22 protein-coding genes, 1 pseudogene and 1 riboswitch are annotated in these 23,568 nt (G+C 66.4%); of the genes and pseudogenes, 17 read left to right on the top strand and 6 right to left on the bottom strand.

What is annotated here, in order from left to right:
• Positions 1 to 50 precede the first annotated feature (50 nt).
• On the top strand, positions 51 to 680 hold the full coding sequence (locus ACFU4Z_RS25700; protein ID WP_379067290.1) for a TetR/AcrR family transcriptional regulator: 630 nt from the start codon (positions 51 to 53) through the stop codon (positions 678 to 680).
• A 147-nt stretch (positions 681 to 827) separates the two neighbouring features.
• Positions 828 to 999: riboswitch (M-box (ykoK) riboswitch) on the top strand.
• Between the two features lie 234 nt (positions 1,000 to 1,233).
• Complete coding sequence (locus ACFU4Z_RS25695; protein ID WP_379067288.1) at positions 1,234 to 1,953, top strand: MgtC/SapB family protein; 720 nt, start codon at positions 1,234 to 1,236, stop codon at positions 1,951 to 1,953.
• 57 nt (positions 1,954 to 2,010) lie between these two features.
• On the opposite strand, the gene ACFU4Z_RS25690 is transcribed toward ACFU4Z_RS25695, so the two are convergent.
• A complete protein-coding gene (locus ACFU4Z_RS25690; RefSeq protein ID WP_379067286.1) occupies positions 2,011 to 4,920 on the bottom strand; it encodes a tetratricopeptide repeat protein in 2,910 nt (969 codons plus the stop codon).
• Between the two features lie 292 nt (positions 4,921 to 5,212).
• Here ACFU4Z_RS25690 and ACFU4Z_RS25685 point away from each other — a divergent pair, with 292 nt between their 5' ends.
• The 6 genes from ACFU4Z_RS25685 to ligD all read left to right on the top strand — a co-directional run bounded on the left by ACFU4Z_RS25685 (position 5,213) and on the right by ligD (position 10,352).
• Entirely contained in the window at positions 5,213 to 6,154 is a 942-nt protein-coding gene (locus ACFU4Z_RS25685) for a hypothetical protein (protein WP_379067284.1), read from the top strand.
• Positions 6,155 to 6,245: 91 nt separating this feature from the next.
• Positions 6,246 to 6,479 carry a hypothetical protein gene (locus ACFU4Z_RS25680; RefSeq protein WP_379067282.1) on the top strand — a complete coding sequence of 78 codons (234 nt, stop codon included), beginning with the start codon at positions 6,246 to 6,248 and terminating at the stop codon, positions 6,477 to 6,479.
• Between the two features lie 16 nt (positions 6,480 to 6,495).
• Complete coding sequence (locus tag ACFU4Z_RS25675) at positions 6,496 to 7,596, top strand: SPFH domain-containing protein (RefSeq protein ID WP_328402575.1); 1,101 nt, start codon at positions 6,496 to 6,498, stop codon at positions 7,594 to 7,596.
• A 29-nt stretch (positions 7,597 to 7,625) separates the two neighbouring features.
• Positions 7,626 to 8,033 (top strand): cold-shock protein, encoded by a 408-nt coding sequence (locus tag ACFU4Z_RS25670; protein ID WP_379067279.1) that lies wholly within the window; start codon positions 7,626 to 7,628, stop codon positions 8,031 to 8,033.
• Positions 8,034 to 8,265: 232 nt separating this feature from the next.
• Positions 8,266 to 9,351 carry an ATP-dependent DNA ligase gene (locus tag ACFU4Z_RS25665; RefSeq protein ID WP_379067392.1) on the top strand — a complete coding sequence of 362 codons (1,086 nt, stop codon included), beginning with the start codon at positions 8,266 to 8,268 and terminating at the stop codon, positions 9,349 to 9,351.
• On the top strand, positions 9,351 to 10,352 hold the full coding sequence (gene ligD, locus ACFU4Z_RS25660) for a non-homologous end-joining DNA ligase (RefSeq protein WP_379067277.1): 1,002 nt from the start codon (positions 9,351 to 9,353) through the stop codon (positions 10,350 to 10,352). The genes ACFU4Z_RS25665 and ligD overlap by 1 nt, the downstream gene beginning before the upstream one ends.
• Positions 10,353 to 10,365: 13 nt before the next feature.
• On the opposite strand, the gene ACFU4Z_RS25655 is transcribed toward ligD, so the two are convergent.
• Entirely contained in the window at positions 10,366 to 11,121 is a 756-nt protein-coding gene (locus ACFU4Z_RS25655; RefSeq protein WP_379067275.1) for a DUF4190 domain-containing protein, read from the bottom strand.
• Between the two features lie 307 nt (positions 11,122 to 11,428).
• On the opposite strand from ACFU4Z_RS25655, the gene ACFU4Z_RS25650 reads away from it, so the two are divergent.
• Positions 11,429 to 11,791: a hypothetical protein gene (locus ACFU4Z_RS25650; protein WP_379067273.1), complete on the top strand. Its 363-nt coding sequence runs from the start codon at positions 11,429 to 11,431 to the stop codon at positions 11,789 to 11,791.
• Between the two features lie 24 nt (positions 11,792 to 11,815).
• On the opposite strand, the gene ACFU4Z_RS25645 is transcribed toward ACFU4Z_RS25650, so the two are convergent.
• The 3 genes from ACFU4Z_RS25645 to ACFU4Z_RS25635 all read right to left on the bottom strand — a co-directional run bounded on the left by ACFU4Z_RS25645 (position 11,816) and on the right by ACFU4Z_RS25635 (position 14,447).
• Positions 11,816 to 12,487, bottom strand: coding sequence for a TetR/AcrR family transcriptional regulator (locus ACFU4Z_RS25645; RefSeq protein ID WP_379067271.1), 672 nt, complete (start codon positions 12,485 to 12,487; stop codon positions 11,816 to 11,818).
• Positions 12,471 to 13,616: an acyl-CoA dehydrogenase family protein gene (locus ACFU4Z_RS25640; RefSeq protein ID WP_379067269.1), complete on the bottom strand. Its 1,146-nt coding sequence runs from the start codon at positions 13,614 to 13,616 to the stop codon at positions 12,471 to 12,473. The genes ACFU4Z_RS25645 and ACFU4Z_RS25640 overlap by 17 nt, the downstream gene beginning before the upstream one ends.
• A 132-nt stretch (positions 13,617 to 13,748) precedes the next feature.
• The gene (locus ACFU4Z_RS25635) at positions 13,749 to 14,447 is read right to left on the bottom strand and encodes a TetR/AcrR family transcriptional regulator (protein WP_379067267.1); all 699 of its coding nucleotides are present in this window, start codon (positions 14,445 to 14,447) and stop codon (positions 13,749 to 13,751) included.
• Positions 14,448 to 14,651: 204 nt separating this feature from the next.
• On the opposite strand from ACFU4Z_RS25635, the gene ACFU4Z_RS25630 reads away from it, so the two are divergent.
• The 4 genes and pseudogenes from ACFU4Z_RS25630 to ACFU4Z_RS25615 all read left to right on the top strand — a co-directional run.
• Positions 14,652 to 15,590 (top strand): alpha/beta fold hydrolase, encoded by a 939-nt coding sequence (locus tag ACFU4Z_RS25630; protein WP_379067265.1) that lies wholly within the window; start codon positions 14,652 to 14,654, stop codon positions 15,588 to 15,590.
• A gap of 404 nt (positions 15,591 to 15,994) precedes the next feature.
• Complete coding sequence (locus ACFU4Z_RS25625) at positions 15,995 to 17,452, top strand: SDR family NAD(P)-dependent oxidoreductase (protein WP_379067263.1); 1,458 nt, start codon at positions 15,995 to 15,997, stop codon at positions 17,450 to 17,452.
• A 70-nt stretch (positions 17,453 to 17,522) separates the two neighbouring features.
• A complete protein-coding gene (locus ACFU4Z_RS25620; RefSeq protein WP_379067261.1) occupies positions 17,523 to 18,302 on the top strand; it encodes an O-methyltransferase in 780 nt (259 codons plus the stop codon).
• A 93-nt stretch (positions 18,303 to 18,395) separates the two neighbouring features.
• Positions 18,396 to 18,746: pseudogene (locus ACFU4Z_RS25615) on the top strand (DUF2784 domain-containing protein); the annotation flags it as partial.
• An 82-nt stretch (positions 18,747 to 18,828) separates the two neighbouring features.
• On the opposite strand, the gene ACFU4Z_RS25610 reads toward ACFU4Z_RS25615, so the two are convergent.
• Complete coding sequence (locus ACFU4Z_RS25610; protein WP_379067259.1) at positions 18,829 to 19,602, bottom strand: thioesterase II family protein; 774 nt, start codon at positions 19,600 to 19,602, stop codon at positions 18,829 to 18,831.
• 154 nt (positions 19,603 to 19,756) lie between these two features.
• Here ACFU4Z_RS25610 and ACFU4Z_RS25605 point away from each other — a divergent pair, with 154 nt between their 5' ends.
• The 4 genes from ACFU4Z_RS25605 to ACFU4Z_RS25590 all read left to right on the top strand — a co-directional run bounded on the left by ACFU4Z_RS25605 (position 19,757) and on the right by ACFU4Z_RS25590 (position 23,394).
• Positions 19,757 to 20,188: an ATP-binding protein gene (locus ACFU4Z_RS25605; RefSeq protein WP_379067257.1), complete on the top strand. Its 432-nt coding sequence runs from the start codon at positions 19,757 to 19,759 to the stop codon at positions 20,186 to 20,188.
• Positions 20,178 to 20,996 (top strand): RNA polymerase sigma factor SigF, encoded by an 819-nt coding sequence (locus tag ACFU4Z_RS25600; RefSeq protein WP_379067255.1) that lies wholly within the window; start codon positions 20,178 to 20,180, stop codon positions 20,994 to 20,996. Before ACFU4Z_RS25605 ends, ACFU4Z_RS25600 begins: the two co-directional genes overlap by 11 nt.
• Before the next feature lie 288 nt (positions 20,997 to 21,284).
• Positions 21,285 to 21,602, top strand: a complete 318-nt coding sequence (locus tag ACFU4Z_RS25595; RefSeq protein WP_379067253.1) for a hypothetical protein — start codon at positions 21,285 to 21,287, stop codon at positions 21,600 to 21,602.
• A gap of 445 nt (positions 21,603 to 22,047) precedes the next feature.
• A complete protein-coding gene (locus tag ACFU4Z_RS25590; RefSeq protein ID WP_379067251.1) occupies positions 22,048 to 23,394 on the top strand; it encodes a CoA transferase in 1,347 nt (448 codons plus the stop codon).
• The last annotated feature ends 174 nt before the right edge of the window (positions 23,395 to 23,568 follow it).

The following is a 23,568-nucleotide window of genomic DNA, read 5'->3' as shown; positions in this document are numbered from 1 at the left end:
CGGGCAACCGCGAAAGGCGCGGTGGCCTCGACGCCCATTAATGTGAGACGGTGCAGACAGGGCAGGAATCAGACGACGACGCCGGTCCCCGGATCTGGGGCGGCACGACGCTCACCGAGCGCAGGCAGGCGCGGCGGGCCGCGCTGCTCGAAGCTGCGCTGGACCTGATCGGTGAATCCGGCGCCGCCGGGGTCACCATGCGCGCGGTGTGCCGGCGGGCCAATCTCACCGACCGGTACTTCTATGAGAGCTTCACCAGCCGCGACGAACTGCTCGACCAGCTCTATCGCCAAGTGGCCGACGAGTTCCTCGAGCCGATGACCGCATTCGCCGCCACCGACGATCCGGCGCGTGACCATGCGCTTTCCGAAGTACTCGTGGACAAGGTGCTCGCGGATCCGCGCAAGTCGCGACTGTTTCTGGTCGAGCCGTATTCGAGCACCGGCCTCGGCCAGACCACCATCGCCGTCATGCCGGTGTTCACCCGCCTGATGCAGGACCACTTGTTCGCCCACATCGAAGACCCGGTCCGCCGCCGCTTGGCCGCGGTCACCATGGCCAGCGGTAATGCGGGCATGTTCTCCGCGTGGCTCAACGGTTCGCTGCGCGCCACCAGGGAAGAGATCATCGACCACTGCGCCGAAACGATCGCGGTCTATCGCCGCCTGTATCGGTCTTGACGCTGTGTTCAGGAACACAAAGACCCACCACAAACAGCGAGAGACCCACCCACTCGGACGCAGGCCGTGGGCGATGAATCCTGGAAAGCGCCTGGCCGGACGTCACATTGCCAAGTCTTCCGTTTGGGTGTTTACTGGCGAACGCAAGGTGCCGATCGTTCGCTGAGGCTCCTTCACGGATACAGGCCAGCGACCCCGAACGTCGAGAGACGCCCCGGGTCAGGACAGGTCTCCCCGGATTAAGGGGTGATCCCGATTGGCTCCCGATACCTGTCGGGTTTACGCCGTGAAGTGCCAAAGGTCTTACGAGGAGGGCTTCCACCGGCAGGTTTGCCGGGATCCCCACGCATGCTCCGCAGCGATTGCCGATACCGCGCCCGGTTTTGCCGCGCGCACAACAGCCGAAGGAGGTGAGCCGGATGCCCGGCGGAGATAGTCCGAGAGCCCTATCAGCCAATTATTCACCCGGCGACACCTCCACGGCCGATTTCGGAACGGGACGAGCCTCGTAGCCTGCTGTTCGATGGTGCGCCGACCAGTCAGGGAGTGCGTGATGTCAACGGTAGAAATGATCATTCGGCTGCTCGCGGGCGTCGGCCTCGGCACGGTGATCGGCTTCGAGCGGCAGTACCGGGCCAGGGGTGCGGGCCTGCGCACCAATGCCCTCGTCTCCGCGGGCGCGACGCTGTTCGTCCTGCTGTCGGCCAATGGGTTCGAGGGCGCCACCGCCGACCCGACCCGCGTCGCGGCCCAGATCGTATCCGGAATCGGCTTTCTCGGCGCGGGCGTCATCATCCGCGACGGATTGAATGTGCGTGGGTTGAATACCGCTGCGACACTCTGGTGCTCGGCGGCTGTCGGTGCGCTGGCCGGAGCGGGGATGCTCGGCACCGCATTGGCGGGCACCGTTGCGGTCGTCGTGGTCAACATCGCCCTGCGGGCCGCCGGGCGGGCCGTCGATCGCCAGCCCGACGCGTCCGATGAGCAGCCCGCTTCCTATGCCTTCGTCGCCGTGACCAATGACGAGCACGAGGCACACGTCCGCGCGCTGCTGGTGCAGGCGTTGACGCGCACCGATTTCCGGCTGGTTTCGGTGGCCAGCGCGAACACCGACGTCCCAGGCCGCGTGGAGGTCCGCGCAGAGCTGACCGGTGACCAGCGCGATGACCGGCAGATGGAGTCGGCGGTGAGCAGGCTGAGCCTGGAGCCGTCGGTGACCAGCGTCAGCTGGCACATCGCGGTACCCGAGACGGCAAGCGGTGCGCAGGAATGACCCTGTTGCGTTCCTACTCCTGCCGGAACCAGGTGCCACTGGCCCTCGGGCCCAGGGCTATCGGCCTGATTGGGCGCGCCAGTAGTCGAGGTTGCTTCGTGTCAGTTGGGTGTGGGCGTTGTCGGGGCCGAGGATGCGTTCCTGATCGGCGAGTAGTTGTTCGTATTCGGCGATCGCGCCGGTGATGTCACCTGCTTCGCCGTGGCAGGCGGCCAGACAATTGCGGGTGTAGAGGGTGTCGGGGTGGTCGGGGCCGAAGATGCGGATCTGGTCGGTGAGCAGTGACTCGTATTCTGCTATCGCCCTGGCCGTTTCGCCGTCCTCCCGCAACCAGCGGGCGATGCTGTTGCGGGTGCGCACGGTTTGGGCGTGATCGCGGCCGAGCATACGATTCAGGTCGGTGAGCAGCTGTTCGAATTCCGCCAGGGCGCGGTGGATTTCGCCTGCCATCGCGCGACTGCGGGCGAGATCGTGTCGGGTACGCAGGGTTTCGGGGTCGGCCGTGCCGAGAATCTTCGACTGGTCATCGATGATCTGCTCGAATTCGGTGATGGCGCGGCGCAGGCTACCACGTTCGCTGCGCCAATACGCCAAGCTGTTGCGCACGCGCAGGGTCCACGGATGGTCGGCGCCGCACACGCGGATGTAATCGATCACGAGCCGTTCGAGTTCGGCGACGGCGCGCTCCAAACGGCCGGTATGCCCCCGCCAGTCGGCGGTGTGGAGGCGAGTGGTGAGAGTGTCGATGTCCTGATCACCGAGCACTCGCGCCTGATCACGGCCGAGATTCTCGAGTTCTTCGATGGCGGTATTGATGTCGCCGCTGCGGCCGCGGCTGTTCGCGAGGCGGTGGCGCACGCGCAGGGTGTCGCGATGATCCGCGCCCATGACGGCGGTGAAGCTCGGCAGCCACGCCGACCACAGGTCGCGATTGTCGGCGGCGCGTGGCGTCTGGAGTTGCTCGAGGAAGTCGAAGGCGGCCGCGGAATTGCCGAAGGCCAGGTAGTGGCGCACCGCCGCACCCCGTGCGTAAGTGGTGGCGCTTGTGGCGCCGTTGTCCACGATCGCCGCGATGATCGCCCGGTGGCCGTCTTCGAGTTCCACTCCGAGCCTGCGGCATTCGGCCCGCAATCCGGCCAGCAACGCGGCATGGGTCACCCCGACCGCCTCACGAACAGTGCCAGGGCGGCTACGAGTGATCAACGAGCCGAGACCTACCGTGAGATCACGCAGGCGGGCAATCTTGGTCTGGTGACCCATCCACGCCATCGCCGCGTCGAGTAGTTCGATCGGCAGCGCGGGCCCGACGCCCGCGGCGGCGAGGACACCGAGCAGCGCGCCGATCGTCCCGGCCGTCGCCTGACCCGCGACCTGCAGGGCGGCCCCGATGCGCAAGGCCACCACACCATCGAGGTCGACATCCTGCGCCATCACCTGATCGGCCACCGCGCCGGGGATCTCGGTCAACAGCCGAGCCATCAGCCAGCCCGCCGTCACCGAGTCGGAATCACCACGGGTCGAGGGTGTTTCGGCCAAGAGCACATCCGTCCATGCTGTCCACTCGCGCTCGTCGAGCACCATGCGACTGTCCCGTGCCGACTCCACCGTCGCGGCGATGTCCTCGGCGACCGGCTCGGAGACCACGATGCGGTGCATGTGGGCGAGCGCCGGCGCATCCTCGATCCCCATGCCCTGCCGAATACCGAGGATGATCCGCACATGACGGAGATCATCGCTGCGCGTGAGGTCGGCGAAGACGTCAATCAGCAATTGTCGGGTGCCGACTTCCGGGTGGTTGAGCCCGTCGACGATCACGGTGACCCGTCTACCGTCTTTTGCCAACCGCGCCAACGGATGTCGCACTTCGATGTCGAACACGTCATGAGCGGTGCCGTTGTGTTCGTCGAGCTCGCGTGCGGTCCGTGCGGCCGCGGCGAACCCGGGCACCCTGGCGCTCAGCTGCGCCGACAGCTCGGCGGCCACCGCGTCGACCGAACTGTTCACCGTCAAAAAGATAGCGGCAGTGATGTATTCGGGTGAGATGGGCAGAGTGTCGACGAGACTGGGCCGGATGAGCATGGCCAGCAGTGTGGACTTGCCGACTCCCGGCGGGCCGATGACGCCGCGCAGTCGGTTGCCGCCGGCTTCGATGATGTCGTCGAGGGTCTCCCTTACCGCGGCGGTGAGCAACAACCTGCTGGTCAGCTGGTCGACGAAACCTGCCGCCGGCCGATCGGTGACCGCATCCCGGCGGCGTGCGATATTCGGCACCAGCCACAGGCCGGGGTCGCCGCCCTCGCTGACAGTGACAGTGCCCGAGGTGAAGGACAGATGCTCGGGCTGCTGCCTGGTGCAGACGGTCGCAATCGGGTCGACCAGATCCGACGGCAGCAGGTTCTCGCCACGCAAAGGCAGACCGGAAGCGAAGGTGGACAACATCGTTCGAGTGAAGCAGCCCGCATACGCGGGGCCGTCACCCGCGGCGACCAGCAGCTCCATCCGACCCGCCGCCCTGGCCAGCAGTTCCGGCCATCGCCGGGCCGCGCCGAAGAGGCCCTGCTCGGTCTCGCACGCGTCCACCAGCACCACCAGCCCATCGAGTGCCGACCTGTTCAGTCGCTCCCGAATCTCCTGGGTGAGATGGAACGCCGTGTGGGAGTCCGGCATCGACGGCGAATCATGGCCGAGCAGAAAGAAGTCCTCGGCACTGGTCGCCGTCCCGTGCCCGATGAACCCGATCAACAGTGTGGCCTGCTGTCGCGCCGCGGCCGCGAATGCCGCCCCGACCGCCGAACTGAGCTGCGCGGCAGTCGGATTGAGCAGCGGCCCATCGGCATCGGTCGCGGCTTGCCAGCCGCCGGTCGCTTTCAAACTCTCGTACAGACCGGTCGCGAGTTCACCGGTGAACCCCAGTTCCCCCAGCGCCCCGCATTCGGATCCCACGACCAGCGCGAGCCTTCCTCCCATCCAGGCAACCTACCTTCCCTCTCGAAACCGGAACCCGCATTGGCTGGTTCCCAGCGTCGACAGCACGGTCGCTGCGTGCCGGCAGCACCGGCGAACCCCAACTCCTCAGCGCAACGCACGCGGATCCGACGACCAGCGCGAGCGTTCCTCCGATTCAGGCAACCTACCGTGCCTGGGAACCCGACTACGGACCTCATATTTTCGCGCGGACGACCACCGCGGTCGTCTCGCCGTGATAGGAACGTACTTAGAACGCCACACCGTGGCGAGCGATTACCGGGGGCCGTGAAGTATGGCAGCGATAGTGCTGGTGCATGGCATCGCGCAGGAACAATATTCGGCGGATGTGCTGGAGGCCCAGTGGATTCCCGCACTGGCGGGCGGGGTTCGTGCGGCCGGGCATCCCGAACTGGCCGATCGGTTGTGGCGCGGGCCGCTGCCGGGGGCACCCGAGGTTCGGATGGCCTTCTACGGCAACGCTTTTCTGGATCCCGGCGCTCAGGGTGGCACCGCTCCGATCGCCGACGACGACGATGATCAGGAACTCAGCGAACAGCTCGCCGCGGCGTGGCTCGCGACGGCGGCGGCGCAGGCCGGCGACTCGCGAGATCGGGTCGAAGCACAGCGGTACCTCGACAACGCCGCGCTGGGCGACGCGGGCCAACAGGGAATCGGGGCGACGGCCAGGTTCGCGACCAACACGCTCACCAGGCTGAAGTGGTTCGCGCCCTTCGGATTCGGATTCGCCGAGAAGTTCGTCAACCGGTCGCTGGCGCAGGTCACCCGGTACCTCTCCGACGAGGCCGTGCGCAAGCATGCCCAGCAGCAGGTGCTCGACCTGATCGGACCAGAGACCAAACTCGTCGTCGGACATTCGCTCGGTTCGGTGGTCGCCTACGAGGCGCTGCACCACACCGGGGGGCCGGTCACGCTGATCACCCTCGGTTCCCCGCTCGCGTTGCAGTCGATCATCTACCCACGCCTGCGTCCGCAACCGCCGATCGTTCCACCGGCGCTCGCCGGCTGGGAGAATATCGCCGACCGTGACGATATCGTCGCCGCGCACCTGGACCTGGCCCCTTTCTTCCCACCCGGCCCCGGCGGCACGGTAGTGCCGACAACGCATGCCGCCATCGACAATGGCGCACAACCGCACGACGCCGCGCACTATCTCACCAAGCGCTCGGTCGGCCGTATCGTCGCCGAAGCGCTGAGCGAACAGCGACACCCGTGATCGACGGCCCGACGCCGTTTACTCCGGGGCCGAATTCCGCTCCGACGCGTAGGCTGACAGCCCTGGTGTCTAGTCCGAGGAGTTCACCGCGATGACCGACCCCGTTCGGGGTTTGACGGGTACGCTGACGGCGGCGATTCGGGGTGCCGGAATGTTGGGTGAGGTTTTGGTGGCGATTCGTGGGGGGACGGAGCTCTATATCGCGCGGGCGGAAGAGCCGATTCCGGCGGGAACCGCCGTATTGATCATCACCGTCAATCCGGGGCGCATCGTCGATGTGGTTCCGTGGATTCCGTTGCAGACGGATCTGCCAGAGAGAATGTAAACAGTAGGGAGTCGACGTGCTGGGGTATCACGTACCTGATCCGGACGAAGCGATGCTCGTCAGTGGCGCCAAGAGCAAGGACGATGTGCCGTTCGGGGTGGTGATCGGACGCGGCAAATGGGTGATGCCCTTCTTCCGCAAGGTGAGCTATCTGTCGCTGGCGATGTTCGAGGCGGAAATCAAGGAGCGCTGCGTCACCAAGCAGGCCATCCAGCTCGAGGTGCGCGCGGTGATCGCGTTCAAGGTCGCCAATGACGAGAAGTCGATCGTCAATGCGGCACAACGCTTCCTGTCGGAACAGGAGCGAGAGATGTCGGTGCTTACCGGGCGCATCTTCTCCGGTCATCTGCGCTCGATCGTCGGGTCGATGACGGTCGAGGAGATCATTCGCGAGCGGCAGCGCCTGGCCGACGAGGTGCTCGTCGCGTCCAAAGTCGAGATGAGCAATATCGGGTTGTGGGTGGATTCCTTCCAGATCCAGTCCATCGATGACGGCAACCTGGGCTACATCACCGCACTCGCGGCTCCGCACAACGCCGCGGTGCAGCGTGACGCGCAGATCGCGCAATCACAAGCCGCGCAGCTCGCCGCGGAGGCCGAGCAGGAATCGCTGCGCCGCCGAGCGGAGTACCAGCGCGAGACCGCGATCCTGAAAGCCCAGTATCAGCGCGATATCGACAAAGCCAATGCCGAGGCGGCGCAGGCGGGGCCGCTGGCCGAGGCCAAGGCCATGCAAGAGGTGCTGACCGCGCAGGCCGAGCAGGCTCGCAAGGAAGCCGAACTGCGCGAACAACAATTGCAGGCCGAGGTGGTGAAACCCGCACTCGCGGAAGCGGAACGGGTGCGCATCCTGGCCGAGGCCGAGGCCGACCGGACCAGGATCCAGGCCGACGCGGCCGCGTCGAACAATCGAATCGCGTTGGACCAGTTGCTGATCGAGCAGTTGCCGGAGATCGTCAAGCAGGCGTCCAACGGACTGGCGAACGCGAACCTCACGGTCCTCAACGGGCCGGACGGTGTCGGGGAATTGGTCAACGGAATGGTCGGTCAAGGGCTCACCGTCTTCAATTCGTTACAAAAGGCGCTTTCATCCAACGACGGGGAAAATGCGAGCTAAAGTGGCCGAATAGCAACGGCGAGGAGCGGGTGTTGGTGTCCATCGGGAAATTGGTGTCGTTCGACAGCTCTCGGGGGTTCGGGTTCATTCGTCCCGATGACGGTGGACCGGATGTGTTCGTCCACGTGAACGACATCGGTCTCGACGAGGACGAGCTGCGCCAGGGCCGGGTGTTCGAATTCGAGGTGACCGAGGGCGACCGTGGACCCAAAGCGGTCAATCTGACAGTGGTCGGCGGCCAGCCGGCAGCATCGGCTCCTGCCCCTCGGCACAAAAAGGACCGGTCATCGTCCCCCGGCCAGCTGACCGCCGCCGAGCACAAACGCCAGATCACCGAGCTGCTCCTGGACGCGAGCCCCGCCTTGACCGCGGGCGAAATCCTGACCATCCGTGATCGCCTCACCGCGTATGCCGACCAGCACGGCTGGCTCGACTGAGCTCGACCAGGATACGAAGGTAGCCGCGCGGGAGCCGCGGCCGATCACCGCAGCTCCAGACCTCCCCGCACCAGTTGCCCGGCTCGACGTCGCCCCGGCCCGGTTGCCCGAAATTCACGATGTTGTCGGACCTGGGACCTACGATCGAGCCGGAGCCTCAGCCCGCGGTAACCGATGAATCTTCGTCGGCTACAGCGTCGACATGGGTGAGGGACAAACCGAGGAGGAGCGCGTGGACCTACCGGTGATGCCACCAGTCCGGCCGATGCTGGCGAAAACAGCTCCGTCGGTGCCGCGTGAGCCGGGCCTGAGTTACGAACCGAAATGGGACGGTTTTCGCTGCGTCGTTTTCCGCGACGGCGACGAGATCGAACTCGGGTCACGCAACGACCGCCCGCTGACCAGGTATTTCCCCGAGGTCGCCGAATTGCTGAAACAGGCGCTGCCCGAGAAATGCGTGGTGGACGGCGAAATCGTCGTGGTCACCGATCAGGGCCTCGATTTCGACACGCTGCAGAATCGTCTGCACCCGGCGGCCTCGCGCGTGAACAAGCTGGCCAAGGAAACACCGGCCAGTTTCGTCGCCTTCGACCTGCTCGCGCTCGGTGACAAGGATCTGACCGGCGAACCGTTCGCCGAACGCAGGCGACTACTGGAAACCATTCTCGACACCGAATTCGCCAGGGTGCACCTCACCCCGATCACCGAGGATCCCGAGGTCGCCGAGGACTGGTTCACCCGGTTCGAGGGCGCGGGCTTCGACGGCGTCATGGTCAAGTCGAACGACCTGGCCTACCTGCAGGACAAAAGGGTGATGCTCAAGGTCAAGCACGAGCGCACCGCGGACTGTGTGGTCGCCGGCTTCCGCTGGCACAAGGACGGCGAGGGTGTCGGCTCGTTGCTGCTCGGTCTTTTCGATGACGAAGGGCACCTGCATCATGTCGGGGTGGCGAGCAGTTTCACTGCGGCCAAGCGTAAGTCGCTGGTCGAAGAACTGACATCGTTGCGCGAGAACGCACTGGAGAACCATCCGTGGCGGGAATGGGCCGACGCGGCGGCGCAGGCGAAGGCCGACGGCAAGATGCCGGGTGGCGTGAGCCGATGGACCGGCGGCAAGGACCTGTCCTGGGAGGCGCTGCGCCCGGAGCTGGTCGCCGAGGTCCGTTACGAACATGTGCAATCGGGCCGCTTGCGCCACGGCGGCAGGCTGGTTCGCTTCCGCGCCGATCGGACCCCGGAATCGTGCACCTACGCCCAACTCGACGAGGTCGCGCCCGCCGAATTGAGCACCCTGTTCACCGAAATCCAGGGAAAGTGATGAGCGCGTCCGTCGATATCGAGGTGGACGGCAGAACCGTCGCCATCAGCAATCCCGACAAGATCTATTTCACCAAGCGCGGCGAAACGAAGCTCGATCTGGTGCGCTACTACCAGGCGGTCGCCGAACCGTTCCTGAAAGTGGTCGGCAATCGACCGCTGCTGCTCGAGCGCTATCCCGATGGCGCGTCGGGGAAATCGTGGTTCCAGAAGCGGGTACCGAAATCCGCGCCGGATTGGCTGCACACCGTCGAGGTGTCGACCCCCAACGGGACCACCAGCGACGCCCTTGTCGCGCATGATCTCGCGCATATCCTGTGGGCAGTGAACCAGGGCTGCTTGGGCTTTCACGTCTGGCCCAATCAGGTGGACGATCTGAAGATCGCCGACGAACTGCGCATCGACCTGGACCCCTCCCCTGGTATCACCTTCGACGATCTCAAGCATGCCGCCGTGCTGACCCGCGAACTGTTCACCGAACTCGGCATCGAATCCTCGATCAAGACCTCTGGTTCTCGCGGTCTGCACATTTATGTTGCGCTGGAACCGAATTGGGATGGTTACCAGGTTCGCGCCGCCGCTGTGGCCTTGGCTCGCGAGCTGGAGCGCCGCCATCCCGACGAGATCACCGCGCAATGGTGGAAAGAGGAACGCGGCAGTCGCGTGTTCATCGACTTCAACCAGAACGCTCCGCACAAAACGGTTTTCGGCGCTTGGTGCGTGCGCCCGAAGGTCGGCGCCCAGGTGTCGACGCCGATCGCCTGGTCCGAACTCGACACCGTCGTCCCCGACGAACTCACCATCGCCACCGTGCCCACGCGGTTGGCCACGCTCGGTGATCCGTGGGCGGACCGTGCCCCGCAATCGATCGAACCGCTGCTGACGATGTCCGAACGCGATATGGCCGCAGGCCTGATGGACGCGCCGTGGCCGCCGCAGTATCCGAAGATGCCCAATGAGCCGCCCCGCGTGCAGCCGAGCCGAGCCAAGAAGGCCGACTAACAGCTACGCAGCGCTACTCGGTCCACAGCACCCACACCTTGCTCTCGCACGCCAGCGCATGTCCGTCAGCAGTGCGTGCGCTCTTGGTTGCGCCGGAAACTTCACATTTTGTCCCGGCCTGCTGCACGGCCGCCGCGATGGCGTACGGGCCTGCCCACTGGTAGCCGCCACTCGCCGGAGTGGCCAGGCAGAGCAGGGTGTTCCCGTCCGCGCCCGTACCGATGAGCGCGGGGTCCGAACATGCCGTGCCCTTCTTCGGAGTGACCAGGTTGGTCGCCGCGGACGTCGTGGTCACGGGCGGCGGCGCGACCGTAGTCGGCGCCACTGTCGTCACGACGACGGGCGGCGCGGCAACGGTCGATACCTCGGTGACCTTGCTCGCACGCGACACCGAGTCGGTCCACGCCGTTCCGGACAACACCACGAATCCCGCGAGCGCCGTCGCCTCGGCCACCCCGATCAGCAGCGCGGACACCGCCATCGCCTTGCCACGCGGATGGCTGAAGGCGATGAAGCCGAACACAATCGCCACCGGAAACAACCCCAGCAACGCGGCAACCAGCGCGACGATCGCATACGGGTTGACGATGGGCGGAATCTCCACCCGCAACCGACCCGTCCGGCGAGGACCGCGCTGCGGCGCCTCCGTCCAGCGTCCCTCGGCTTCCGCCTCGGGCCAACGCTCCTCGGATTCCGATTCCTGCTGCCAGCTTTCCTCGTGCTGCGCCTCTGGCCAGCGTTCGATCTCACGGCGTTCCATCCGTGCCATGCCAGGTCCGTCCCTCTCCACACCACAACCGCGCAGGAGCCTCGGACTGCCCGGACCCGCCCCGATATCGACACAGAATAGGGGCGAACAGCCGCCGGATCATCCGAAACGTCCAATCGGCCGTCATCAAAGCGTAATAACGAAGCCGGAGCAACATTTCGCAGCAGTGGGAACAGTGCGACTTTTCGCCGTGCCCGCCCCGGAATAACGAACCAGCAAACACCTCTCGCGGATCGCGCGGCCGAGGTCCATGCTGATCACAAGGTGAAATCGCTGATCATGTGCTGACTCGAAACCAGGAGGATACATGTTCGGGAATACCGATTCGCCCCAAGGGCGGCCGTGGCACGCCCAGGCGGGCGATTTGCTCGGCGACGACTACAACGTGCCCGGCCTGATCCTGTGCGCGCTCGGCATCGTGGCGATGGCGTGCACCCTCACCGCAGCCGGATACGGGTTCACCGGCTGGACGCAGATCGGCGCGATCGCGACCGCGATGCTGTGGATAGCGGGTATCGGCGTACTGGTCGTCGAGCATCGCCGCGAGAAAGTGATCGAGCTGAAGTACGGCAGACAAGGACACGCGCCGGGACATGTCCGGCACGTTCGCTATGGCGCCACACAGCTCGACGACGCGACATCGGGAGAACCGGCCCGAGAGCTGACCTAGCGGCTCGAACGAGCCGCTCCGCGCTCACTGGCGCGGGTCCACTTTCGGCATCGTTTCGGTCATCAGCGTCATCAGCATGTCCGCGAGGAGCACATGCACCTGTTCGCGGGTGAGCGTGCCTCGGGTGATCCACTCCCGCCCGGCCACCTTCACCAGACCTCCGAAGGCGCGGACCATCGCGCGCAATTCCGCATTGTGTGTCGAATCGGCGCGTCCGACCATCAGCAGCATGCGCTCGGCGGCCGCGTCGTCGGCTTGATCGAGGATGTGCTGCACCTCGGGGTCGTTGCCGACGCCCTCGTGACTTGTCACCTTCACCCAGGTGCTGCCGTGTTCGGAGATCACGTCCAGCAGCCAGTGCACGCTGGCGTCGACTCGCTCGCGATCGGTGCCGCTCGGCGTCACCATGTCGTCGAGCCGCGGCAAGGTGACCATCCGGCGCACCACCGCGAGGTAGAGGTCGCGCTTGTTGCCGAAGTAGTGATTGATCAGGCCGCGCGCCACGCCCGCGCGCTGAGCCAGCTCGGCGGTCGAGACTGCCGCGTAGGGACGCTCACCGAACATGTCGATCGCGCAGGCGAGGATCTGCGCGCGCCGCTCATCGGGTTCCAGCCTGCGCCTGCGCGGCTGCGCTTCGTCGGAGGACGCGGCCGCCGACGAATCCGTCTCGCTCCGGACTTCAGAGAGACCGGGCAATGAGATCCTTCATCACCTCGTTGCTACCCGCGAGGATGCGCAGGACGCGGGCGCCGGTGTAGAGCTGGGAAATCGGATACTCCGTCATGTAGCCGTAGCCGCCGAACAGTTGCAGGCAGCGGTCAACCACGATACCCAGCTGATCGGTGAGCCAGTACTTGGACATCGCAGCAGTGGGAATGTCCAACTCGCCACCCAGGTGCTTGACGATGCAATCGTCCAGGAAGGTGCGACTCACTGTGGCGATCGTCGCGCACTCGGCCAGCTCGAACTTGGTGTTCTGCATCGCGAACAGCGGCTTGCCGAATGCCTCACGACCCTTGGTGTAGTCGACGGTCAGCTGGACGGCCTTCTCCATCATGGCCACCGCGATGATCGCGGTCACCAGGCGCTCTTGGGCGAGCAGCTGCATCATTTGGTAGAAGCCTTGGCCCTCGGCCTGCCCGAGCAGGTTCGAGGCAGGCACCCGCAGACCGTCGAAGAACAGCTCCGCGGTGTCCTGAGCCTTGCCGCCGATCTTGTTCAGGATGCGACCGCGAGTGAAACCCGGGGTGTCGTCGCCGACCTCGGCGAAGATCAGCGAAACGCCCGCGGCGCCCTTGGTGGGGTCGGTTTTCACGGCGATGATGATGCCGTCGCAGAGCCAGCCGTTGGTGATGAAGATCTTCGAGCCGGTGATGACGTACTCGTCGCCCTCACGGACCGCCCTGGTCTTGATGTTCTGCAGGTCCGAGCCGGTGCCCGGTTCGGTCATGCCGATCGACAGCACCATCTCGCCGCTCGCGGCTTTGGGCAGCACTCGCCGCTTGAGTTCCTCGGAACCGAATTCGTTCAGGTAGGGCGCGATGATCGAACTGTGCACGGGCATGCCGAGCGCGCCGTCACCGGCGAATGCCTGCTCCTCGATGATCGCCGCGTCGTGCGCGAAAGTGCCACCGCCGCCACCGTATTCGCTCGGCAGCGCGGTACACAGCAGACCGAGTTCACCGGCACGGTTGTACAGCGCGCGATCGGGATGCCCCTGGGCGACGAACTTCTCCTCGTGCGGGACGACTTCCTTGTCGAAGAAGGTCTTGGCCAGCTCCCGTACCGCTTCGACCTCGTCATCACTCCACGCGGCGCGTGCCATCGCTCGATCCTTTGCTCGCCTCGGGCCGGCCTCGTCGCCGACTCCTCGCCATCAGATTCCACCACTATTGGCATGATGTCAACAAGGCGGCACGTGCTGACATCACCCGTCGCTATCGCACGGGAGCGCAGGTCAGGTCGCGGACTGTCGCGACTGGTTGACCGCCGCCAAGGACGTGAAGATCGGGGTGTCCGGGTCCACCGCGATGCCTTGACGACGCAAGAAGCCATCGATCAGGCCCCAGACGAACTCGACGGCCTGATCGACGAACTCGACGGTCGTGGCCGGGCGCGACACCTCCGCGTCCCCCAGCCACAGATCGGTGATCGCCACGACCATTCCGACGACCGCACGGGCCAGATAGTCGATGCCCGTCGCGGCGATCGGGATGGATTCGGCGATTTCCCGCGCCCGCTCGGCGAATCGGCCCGCCACCGCCCGCCCGAGGTCGAATTGCAACACCGAACCATCGGTGTTCTGCGTGACGTGCGCCTGGCCGAGGAAGCGAAAGACGTTGGGGTGCTCCAGAATACTGTCGGCGTAGCCGGTCAGGACGCGGTGCAGCGCGGTGCGCGGCGGCTGGAGCATGAGGGTGAGATCATTGCCTGCCGCAGCCCCGGCCGTCACGGCCATCCGATTGCCGATCTCGGTGTACAGATCCGCTTTGTCGGCGAACTGGCGATATAGCCGCGGCTTGGTGATGCGGGCCTCGCGCGCGATGTCGTCCATGCTCGGGCGCGGACCATCCCGGTCGATCACCCGAATAGCCGCGTCGACGATCTCCTCGCGGGTAATCTTCCTCGCGGCGGATCTGGCATCGGATCTGGGCACAATCGCAGCATAACGTACCGACAGTACGGTAGCGATCTCCAGCAAACCGGGCCAGAAGAGCTGTTTCATCTGCCCATCACGTGACGTACCTCATATTCTCCCCTGCCGACGCCCATTGATTTACGAAGCTTCGTACTGCCAGTATCGGAGCACGTACCGGCGGTACACCAAGATTTGCGACAGCTCATCGATCGAGGCGCGAACATGACCGAACAGCCCGACAGCACCGACTCTGCCGACATCCGACGACCGGACCGACAGTCGACCGTGCCCGTCTCGGGCGCCGAGCTCGCCGTCTTCGAATGGGGCGACCCGGCCGCGGAACCCCTGGTCCTCGTGCACGGCGTCACCGACACCCATCACGTCTGGACCAGGGTGGCGACGTTGCTGGCCGAAGACTTCCGCGTGATCACCTACGACGTGCGCGGCCACGGCCGGTCCGCGAAACCCGCTGCGCCGCAGGACTATCGACTCGAGCGTCTGGCTGCGGACTGCTACGCCGTGATCGACACGGTCAGCCCGCACAGCCCGGTGCACGTGTGTGGCCACGGCTGGGGCGCGGTCCAGGCATGGGAGGCAGTGTGCGATCCGCGGGCGAACACCAGGATCGCCTCGTTCACCGCCATCTCCGGCCCCAACCTCGATCATGTGGGAATCCTGTTGCGCGACATCGCATCTCCGTCGCGATATCTTCGCGGACTGGCCACCGACCTGACCTGGTTGCTGCGCAGCGCCGGGTCAGCGCCCGCCGCCGCGCAACGGATCGCCTACCCGCCACGGGTGCGTTCCTGGCTGATCGAGCGGCTCGGCGGCGTCCCTCGCGCATACGCGCCGATCGCCGCCACCTGGCGCACCGATCTGCTCGCCGGAACCCGCATCGTGCGGGCCAACCTGCTGCACCATCTGCTGCGACCACGGGATCGGCACACGGCAGTGCCGGTCCAGCTGGTGGTCGACACCACCGACGTGTTCGTGCCACCGTTCCTCTATGACAGCAGCGCCCCCTGGGTGGATCGCCTGTGGCGCTGCGCGATTCCCGCCGACCACTGGCTCCCGGTGACCGAGCCGTTGCTCGTCGCCGAGGCCATCGCCAACTTCGTCGAAGACCTGCACGCGGCCGGCGCGACCATCCCGCGCCGCTAGCCGCTGCTCGCCACCGACGCAGCCCGACAACGGTTGGGTTACCGGCCAGGTCGAGCAGCCGGGCCGGTTTCGTGGACTCGGGCCTGACAAGAAGTCGATCGCTCATGGCCGAGCGCATGCGGCTGACGCAGCCGGCCGCCTTGCCCGCGCGCATCGCGGAGATACCGGAGGAAGAACTTGCCGATCTCGTCCGCCGACCCCACCACGCGGAACTCTGGAACGCGGTGGTCCCCTCGCTCTCGCCGTGTCCGACACCGTCCGCCGCCGCGTGCGGCCGGGCCGAGGTAGTGGCGGTGACGAGCGGCCTCGACGGTCCAGCCGGGGCGCGACCAGCGCGCCGAGCCGTCGATGCGACAATGAATGCGTCAACCGCCCCAGTTCACGAAGGATAAAACCGCATTCCGATGGCCGAGAACACCGCGTCGACATCGCCCGATCCCCAGGCCATCGACCCGGCCGAACTGGCCATTTGCCTGCGTGTGCTGGAACAGGCCGGGCAGCTGGACAAGGACGATCCGCATTCGATCGCCGTGCAGCGCGCCGTCGGGCACATGTTCAAGAAGCTCAAGCTCCGCCGCCGCGGCGAGGCAAGGGACGCCGTGGCGGCCGCGGATCGCGCGGTGGTCGCGGCGACGGCGACCGGGTCACCCAAACGGATCGATGACGAGACCGCGGGTATCCCGCTGACCTCGAACGCCGCGGGCGCGAGCGCGGGCACCCTGCTGCGGCCGCGCCCCTGCTACATGTGCAAGCAGCGCTACACGCGCGTCGACGCCTTCTACCACCAGCTCTGCCCGGAGTGCGCGGCAGGCAGCCACGCCAAGCGGGACGCGAGGACCGATTTGAGCGGCCGGCGCGCGCTGCTGACCGGCGGCCGCGCCAAGATCGGCATGTACATCGCGCTGCGACTGCTGCGCGACGGCGCACACACCACCATCACTACACGTTTCCCCAACGATGCCATCCGACGCTTCGCCGCCATGGACGACAGCGCCGACTGGCTGCATCGACTGCGGATCGTCGGCATCGACCTGCGTGACCCCGCCCAGGTGGTCGCTCTCGCCGATGATGTGGCCGCACAGGGCCCGCTCGACATTCTCATCAACAATGCCGCGCAGACCGTGCGTCGCTCCCCCGGCGCCTACAGCGCACTCGTCGACGCCGAATCCGGTCCGCTGCCCGCGGGCGTGCTGCCGGACATGGTGAGCTTCGGCAAAACGATGCAGGCGCATCCGACCGCGCTGACTGCCTCGCTCACGCCGAGTTTGACCGCCACGGACATCGCCGAACTGGCGCTGGTCGCGGGATCGGCGACACCGGAACGCATTTCGCGCGGCGTTGCGATCGACGCCGGCGGTCTGGTGCCTGATCTGGCGCATACCAACAGCTGGGTGCAGACCGTCGCCGAGGTCGATCCGACCGAACTGCTCGAGGTACAGCTGTGCAACTCGGTCGCGCCGTTCATTCTGGTGTCCCGGCTACGTCCCGCCATGGCCGCGTCGCCGGCGCGACGCAAGTACGTCGTCAATGTCTCCGCCATGGAGGGCCAGTTCTCCCGCGCGTACAAGGGACCCGGCCATCCGCACACCAATATGGCCAAGGCCGCGCTGAACATGCTCACCCGCACCAGCGCCAAGGAAATGCTCGAGGAAGATTCGATCCTGATGACCGCTGTCGACACCGGCTGGATCACCGACGAGCGCCCGCACTACACGAAGGTGCGCCTGGCCGAAGAAGGTTTCCACGCACCGCTCGACCTGGTCGACGGGGCGGCTCGGGTCTACGATCCGATCGTCCAGGGTGAGAACGGCACCGACCTGTACGGCTGCTTCCTCAAGGACTACCAACCGTCGCCCTGGTGAATCGCCACCGCGTGACCTCCGGCGCGGGCAGAATCGGATCGATACCGATCCGACAACCGCAAGGGGCACCATGGCGAAGCACGGCGGGCTCGGCGCGCTGGTGCGCGACCGGTTGCCATTGCTGCGCTGGTCGAACATCCGTTTCGCGCTGGGCGGGATAAGCCTGCTGCGCACCGGGCAGGTCGGCGACGGCCGCGAGGCCGCGCTGCGCGACCACGTGCTCGCCAACGCCACGGCGGGCGATCCGGAGAGCGTGCTCGCCACCATCGATGATTTCGCCCGCAATCGCAGCATGCTGATGAATGTCGGGGACGAAAAAGGGCTGCTTCTCGACGCCGCGGTCCGGCGGGCCGCCCCGACACTACTGCTCGAACTGGGCGCCTACTGCGGCTACAGCGCGGTGCGCGCGGGGCGGCTGATACCCGCGGACGCGCGGCTGGTGTCGGTGGAGGCCGGCCCCGCCAATGCCGAGATCGCCCGCGCTGTCATCGAACACGCCGGGTTGACCGATCGGGTCAGCGTCGTGGTCGGCAAGATCGGCGACGGCGGCACGACGGTGCAGCGACTGCTCGACGAGTACGGATTCGCGGTCGGCGCACTGGATTTCGTGTTCATCGATCATTGGAAGACAGCATATCTGCCGGATCTGAAAACGATCATCGCGGCGAACTGGCTGCATCCGGGGACGATCGTGGTGGCCGACAACGTCAAAGTGCCCGGCGCACCGCGTTATCGGCGCTACATGCGCGAGCACGAGGGCACATCCTGGCGCACCATCGAGCACATGACTCATGTCGAATACCAGTCGCTGCTCACCGACCTTGTGCTCGAGTCCGAATATCTGGGCTGAACGCCGCAGCCCGGACAGGTGCCGTGCGGCGGGCGAGCGGTGCGCTATCGTTGCGCGCCTGCACCACGCCGCCCGAACGACTACGCTGAAAACGTGCTGTACCGGCTGTTGGCCGACGTTACCGCCGCCGTGCACTTCACGTTCGTGGCCTACGTGGTGGTCGGCGGATTTCTCGCGTGGCGCTGGCCGCGCACCATCTGGCTGCACCTGATGGCGTTCGGATGGGGCTTCGGCACCATCTTGTTCGGGGTCGATTGTCCGCTGACCTATCTGGAGAATTGGGCGCGCCACCGGGCCGGTATGGCCGGGCTCCCGTCGAGCGGGTTCATCGCCCACTACCTGACCGGAGTGATCTACCCGGAGAGCGCGCTCGGGTTGGTGCGGGCGCTGGTTGCGGTGTGTGTCGCGGTGTCGTGGGCCGGATTCGCATGGTTGTCGCGGCGCGGACGGGAAGCCGAGTACGCACGTCCGGGTAGCCATGATCGCATCGGCCCGGCGCCCGGAATGGAATCGTCCAGAAGGGGTTTCAGGCCACCGGGTGATGTCGTGCCAAACTCGCAGTGATCAGGTCGGCCACCTCGGCGACCTTCTGGTCCAAATAGAAATGCCCACCCGCGAACACCGCACGCTCGAACCTTCCCGCGGTGTGATCGCGCCACTCGTCGGCCTGCGCCGGGACCATCGTGGGATCCTCGGTGCTCACCAGCGCGGCGATATCCCCGGCTAGTGGCTCATCCGGGCGGTAGACGTAGGTCTCCACCGCCTGATAGTCGCTGCGGACGGCAGGCAACACCAACTCGGCGAGACTGGGGTCCTCGCGCAATATCCGCACCGATGCCGGGTCGGTCGCCAGCCGCTCCAGATCGCCGATCAGCTCGTCGTCCGACTCGAGGTGCAGACGCCCGGGTTCCAGGTAAGTCGGCGCGGGACGACCGGAGACGAACAGTGTGGTCACCGACTGGCCCGCGTGTTCGAGCAGGCGGGCCGTTTCGAATGCCACCGTCGCTCCCATACTGTGGCCGAACAGCGCCAATCGCTCGACCGGCCCTTGACGCACGATCTCCTCGGCGATCCGACCCGTCAGCGTCTCCATATCCGAGATCACCGGTTCGCCGAGCCGATCCTGCCGCCCCGGATACTGCACAGCGGCGACGGCGATACCGGGGCCGAGTTTCGCGGCCAACGCCCGATACGCGGTAGCGGACCCGCCGCCCGGTGGCATGCAGACCAGTTGGTGCCGCGCCGCGGCGTCGGCTCCCAGCACGCGCAACCAGTCCGTGGCTGCGATGGTTCGGCGCACGTCGATCTCCTTCTCGGTCGGAACAGCTCGTGAGCGGATATCCCTTTGTATCAATTGCGCGCCGAGGTGTGGGCCGATGTGGCCGCCCCTGGTCGGCCGCGGCGAGTTATTCTTGCCGCTCCGGTGAGCTGTTCGTATCGACGAGGCGGTAGGTATGACGGAGTGGACCACAGCGCAGTCCAGTGGATCGACCACCATCGAGATTCGGGTGCCTGCACTGCTCGAGCAGCTGGTGATGCTGCGGGCCCTCGCCGAAACCGTCGCTCTCATCGCGGATTTCGGGCTCGACGAGGTCACCGACATTCGGCTGGCGCTCGACGAGATCGCTACAGAGCTGATTCTCGACGCCGTTCCGGACACGACCATCGACTGCCGTTTCACCTATCGCGAGTCCGCGATGCTCGTTCGGGTCTGCTCCGTCGCCGCGTCGAATACCGTACCGGGTCAGGGTAGTTTCGGATGGCACATCGTGCGCACACTCACCGACACCGTGCACGCCGTTCAGGCCCCGCTCGACACAGCCACCGGGGGTTATCCGACCGTCGTCGATTTCCACTGGGTGCGGGGCGGCTCCGATGGCCGATGAGCAGGTCTCGTCACCGGCGCCGCGACCGCGGCGAGCTCGCCAAGGCACAGACCCCTACGACAACATCGAACCACTGCTCACCGAACTCGCCGCCGTCGATGCGAGCGATCCACACCGAGAGGTGCTGCGCCAGCGGGTGATCGAGCGTTGCCTGCCGCTCGCCGAGAACATCGCGCGCAAATTCAGCGGCCGCGGCGAGAATTTCGATGATCTGCTGCAGATCGCCAGAGTGGGTCTGGTGCAGGCCGTCGACAGGTTCGACCCGTCCTTCGGTGCGTCGTTCCTGTCCTTCGCCGTGCCGACCATCATGGGCGAAGTACGACGACACTTTCGCGATCACACCTGGGCGTTGCGAGTTCCACGGCGGCTCAAGGAAATTCAGCAGACGATCGGCCCGGCCACCGAGGAGTTGGCGCAACGACTCGGCCGCATGCCGAGGGCAAGGGAGATCGCGGAGGAAATCGGCGCCGATCTGACCGAGGTCACCCAGGCGCTCATCGCACGCAACGCCTACCAGACCGCATCCATCGACCCCTCGCCCAGCGGCGGCGATGACGCCACGACGACCTCGGTACTGGACACCTACGGCGCCGACGAACCGAACTATCGCACCGTCGAGGACTATCTGGCGGTCGAACCGCTCATCGCCGCACTGCCCGAGCTGCAGCGTCAGGTATTGATCATGCGTTTCTTCAAATCCATGTCCCAGGCCCAGATCGCCGAAAAGCTGGGCTGCTCCCAGATGAACGTCTCCCGCATCCTGTCCAAGACCCTCAACACGTTGCGCGAGCAAGCATTGCGTGACTGATGCAGCACCGTTGACGGCCGGTATCGGTCGCCGCACAGCGCGCGTGCGCGATACGACCTCACCGATCCCCGCAGCGGTCTTTCGTCGGGAGATTCCGGCCCTTAGACAAAGGTGTCGAACCCGTTCTCGACAGCGAGATCGGCCAGGATCTCGGCCCCGCCCGCGGCATCGGTTCTGGTCCTCGGATGCGGGCGCCGTCCGCCTCGCTCTGAAGTTCGACGAGGTGCACGACAACGGTGTCGTACACCTCTGCTACGGTCCCGCCTCGCACACCTTCGAGAGGAAATCATGATCAAGCCTTCGTCCGTCGCCGCCGCGCTCGCCATCGCCGCGGGCGCGCTCATCGCGCTGCCCGCCGCGCCCGCGCACGCCCAGTCCCCCAGTTGTGCCAAAGCCATTGAGCTGATCAACATCGCCATCGACACGACCGGCGGCACCATGGACGAGGCGACCGCGACCGCGCTGTCCGGCAGGCTGAGCGGCCTGGCCGCGATGGCCCAGGGTGCCCAACGGGATGCCATCGAGGCCTACGCAGGCGCCCTGATCTCAGACGAGGTCGCCGACCTCACACCCTTCACCGACGAACTCAACCGCGCCTGCGCCTGACCGCGCCGATCGGCTGCGCGAGGATCCTTGTCGGTAGCGGCATCGCCGACAGGGATTCGCGCAGTCATCAGGCGTCGACCACCAACGGTCCCGGTTCGGGACACGCACGGGTGGACGATCTCCGCGGAATCCGGCGCGAAATCGGTGCGGTGGCCGGGGCATCCGGCTTCGACCCTGAGCACGCAGATTCCGCACAGCCCGTTGTCGCAGGACCCCGGTTGTGTGGGTAGCACTGCCGGCATCGCATCCAGCGAGCTGACAGCCTCGGATACATGGACCAGTCGCCGGGTTCGCGACACGATCCACGAGGTGATCATCGCAGCTTCCCGAGATAGCCACCGCGGCGCGCCGAAGTCGTTGAGGGCCAACGAGACCACCACCGCGCCCTGTGACAGTATGGGCACTCGTGAGTCGCAAAGCCGCTGCATCTAGAGTGTTCGATCCGGTGAACGCGCACGAACGGCTGCTGCACGACTACGAATCCGGCATCGGTGTCCCCGGCTCGAGTATTGCGCCGCCCTTCGTTCCCCGCAGCCATCTCGCCGCCACCCTGCCGGTCTGGGCGCTGGCCGCTGGATCGGTCGCGGCGCTGAACACCGCGGCGAACCGCATCAGGGTCGCGCACGGCCTGCACCCGGTGGCGTATCGGCTGGACCCGGACCGCATCACCGCCGCGTTCTCCAGCGAACGCTTGTTGCGCGTCGACGGACACCCGCCGACCATGTTCGCGGAGCTGTCCGGCTTCTTCCCCACTTTCGACGGCTGGGTCCGCACCCACGCCAACTACACCCACCACCACCTCAGGCTGCTCGCCGCACTCGGTCTGCCCGCCGACGTCCCGATCGATCTGGCCGTCGCGCAGATGGCGATGAGCCGCGCCTCCGATATCGAGGAGCGGGCCGCCGAGACGGGCGCGCTCGCCGTGCGGGTCCGCACAGAGCAGGAATGGGCCGAGAGCCCGCAGGGACAGGCCGCCGCGGCCGGACCACTGGTCGCGATCGACTCGCGCGACGATCGTGGCGAGTCCGGACTACCCATCGGCGCAACGCCTCTGCAGCCGCTGCGCGGCGTCCGGGTGCTCGATCTGACCCGCGTGATCGCCGGACCGGTGGCAACCCGCACGCTGGCGCTGCTCGGCGCCGAGGTGCTGCGTGTCGATCCGCCGGAGCTGCCCGAGATCCCGTGGCAGTTCGCCGACACCTGCCAGGGCAAACACTCCACCCTGCTCGACGTGCGCGGCGAGCTCGCTGTGCTCGATGACCTACTGGCCTCCGCCGACGTGCTGATCACCGGATACCGGCCCGGCGCGCTCGAACAGGCGGGGCTGCGCGCGGCCGCGCGCCCCGGCCTGGTGCACGGCCGGGTCAGCGCGTGGGGCGAATCCGGCCCATGGGGCAACCGCCGCGGTTTCGACAGCATTGTGCAAGCCGCACTGGGTATTTCGATCATCGAGGGCGCTGCGGCGGTCCCCGGCGCACTGCCTGCGCAGGCCCTCGACCATGCCTCCGGCTACCTGCTCGCCGCCGGTGTCATCGACGCGCTCGTCGCGCGGGCCTCCGACGGTATCGGCCGCGATGTCCGAGTTGCCCTCGCGCGCACCGGTTCCTGGCTGCTGGACGCACCGGATCGCATGCCGAGCCATCCACCAGCCGCCGCGCCCAACCCGGCCGCGACCGTGATGCACGGAAATGTGGTCACCGCCGCGCCCGCGCTGCCCGAGTATCCCGATTACGCCTGGCCTGCTCCCGCCTACGGCGCGGGGGCGGTCGCGTGGCCCGTGCGCACGCGCTGACCGAGCCCGGCGATCCATTGTCCGCATGAGCGAGCGGTAAACGTCTTCGGCATCACCACCGAGCTCATCGTCGGTTCGGCACCCAGGAACAGGCGGGCGCCGCCTCGGGCGTGTCGGGGACGGGCGCCGAACTCGGTGGCGCGCTGGGCATTTCGATCCTCAGCAGCATCGGCA

This window comes from Nocardia sp. NPDC057440 (assembly GCF_042802915.1).
Classification (GTDB): domain Bacteria; phylum Actinomycetota; class Actinomycetes; order Mycobacteriales; family Mycobacteriaceae; genus Nocardia.
Note: the sequence above shows the minus strand (reverse complement) of the source record. Positions and strands in the feature narration are given on the sequence as shown.

What these genes read in the sequence shown, in the direction of transcription:
- ACFU4Z_RS25695 (WP_379067288.1), top strand. Translation starts at nt 1,234, where the DNA reads ATGTCAACGGTAGAAATGATCATTCGGCTGCTCGCGGGCGTCGGCCTC.
- ACFU4Z_RS25690 (WP_379067286.1), bottom strand. Translation starts at nt 4,920, where the DNA reads ATGGGAGGAAGGCTCGCGCTGGTCGTGGGATCCGAATGCGGGGCGCTG.
- ACFU4Z_RS25685 (WP_379067284.1), top strand. Translation starts at nt 5,213, where the DNA reads ATGGCAGCGATAGTGCTGGTGCATGGCATCGCGCAGGAACAATATTCG.
- ACFU4Z_RS25680 (WP_379067282.1), top strand. Translation starts at nt 6,246, where the DNA reads ATGACCGACCCCGTTCGGGGTTTGACGGGTACGCTGACGGCGGCGATT.
- ligD (WP_379067277.1), top strand. Translation starts at nt 9,351, where the DNA reads ATGAGCGCGTCCGTCGATATCGAGGTGGACGGCAGAACCGTCGCCATC.
- ACFU4Z_RS25655 (WP_379067275.1), bottom strand. Translation starts at nt 11,121, where the DNA reads ATGGCACGGATGGAACGCCGTGAGATCGAACGCTGGCCAGAGGCGCAG.
- ACFU4Z_RS25650 (WP_379067273.1), top strand. Translation starts at nt 11,429, where the DNA reads ATGTTCGGGAATACCGATTCGCCCCAAGGGCGGCCGTGGCACGCCCAG.
- ACFU4Z_RS25640 (WP_379067269.1), bottom strand. Translation starts at nt 13,616, where the DNA reads ATGGCACGCGCCGCGTGGAGTGATGACGAGGTCGAAGCGGTACGGGAG.
- ACFU4Z_RS25630 (WP_379067265.1), top strand. Translation starts at nt 14,652, where the DNA reads ATGACCGAACAGCCCGACAGCACCGACTCTGCCGACATCCGACGACCG.
- ACFU4Z_RS25625 (WP_379067263.1), top strand. Translation starts at nt 15,995, where the DNA reads ATGGCCGAGAACACCGCGTCGACATCGCCCGATCCCCAGGCCATCGAC.
- ACFU4Z_RS25620 (WP_379067261.1), top strand. Translation starts at nt 17,523, where the DNA reads ATGGCGAAGCACGGCGGGCTCGGCGCGCTGGTGCGCGACCGGTTGCCA.
- ACFU4Z_RS25605 (WP_379067257.1), top strand. Translation starts at nt 19,757, where the DNA reads ATGACGGAGTGGACCACAGCGCAGTCCAGTGGATCGACCACCATCGAG.
- ACFU4Z_RS25600 (WP_379067255.1), top strand. Translation starts at nt 20,178, where the DNA reads ATGGCCGATGAGCAGGTCTCGTCACCGGCGCCGCGACCGCGGCGAGCT.
- ACFU4Z_RS25595 (WP_379067253.1), top strand. Translation starts at nt 21,285, where the DNA reads ATGATCAAGCCTTCGTCCGTCGCCGCCGCGCTCGCCATCGCCGCGGGC.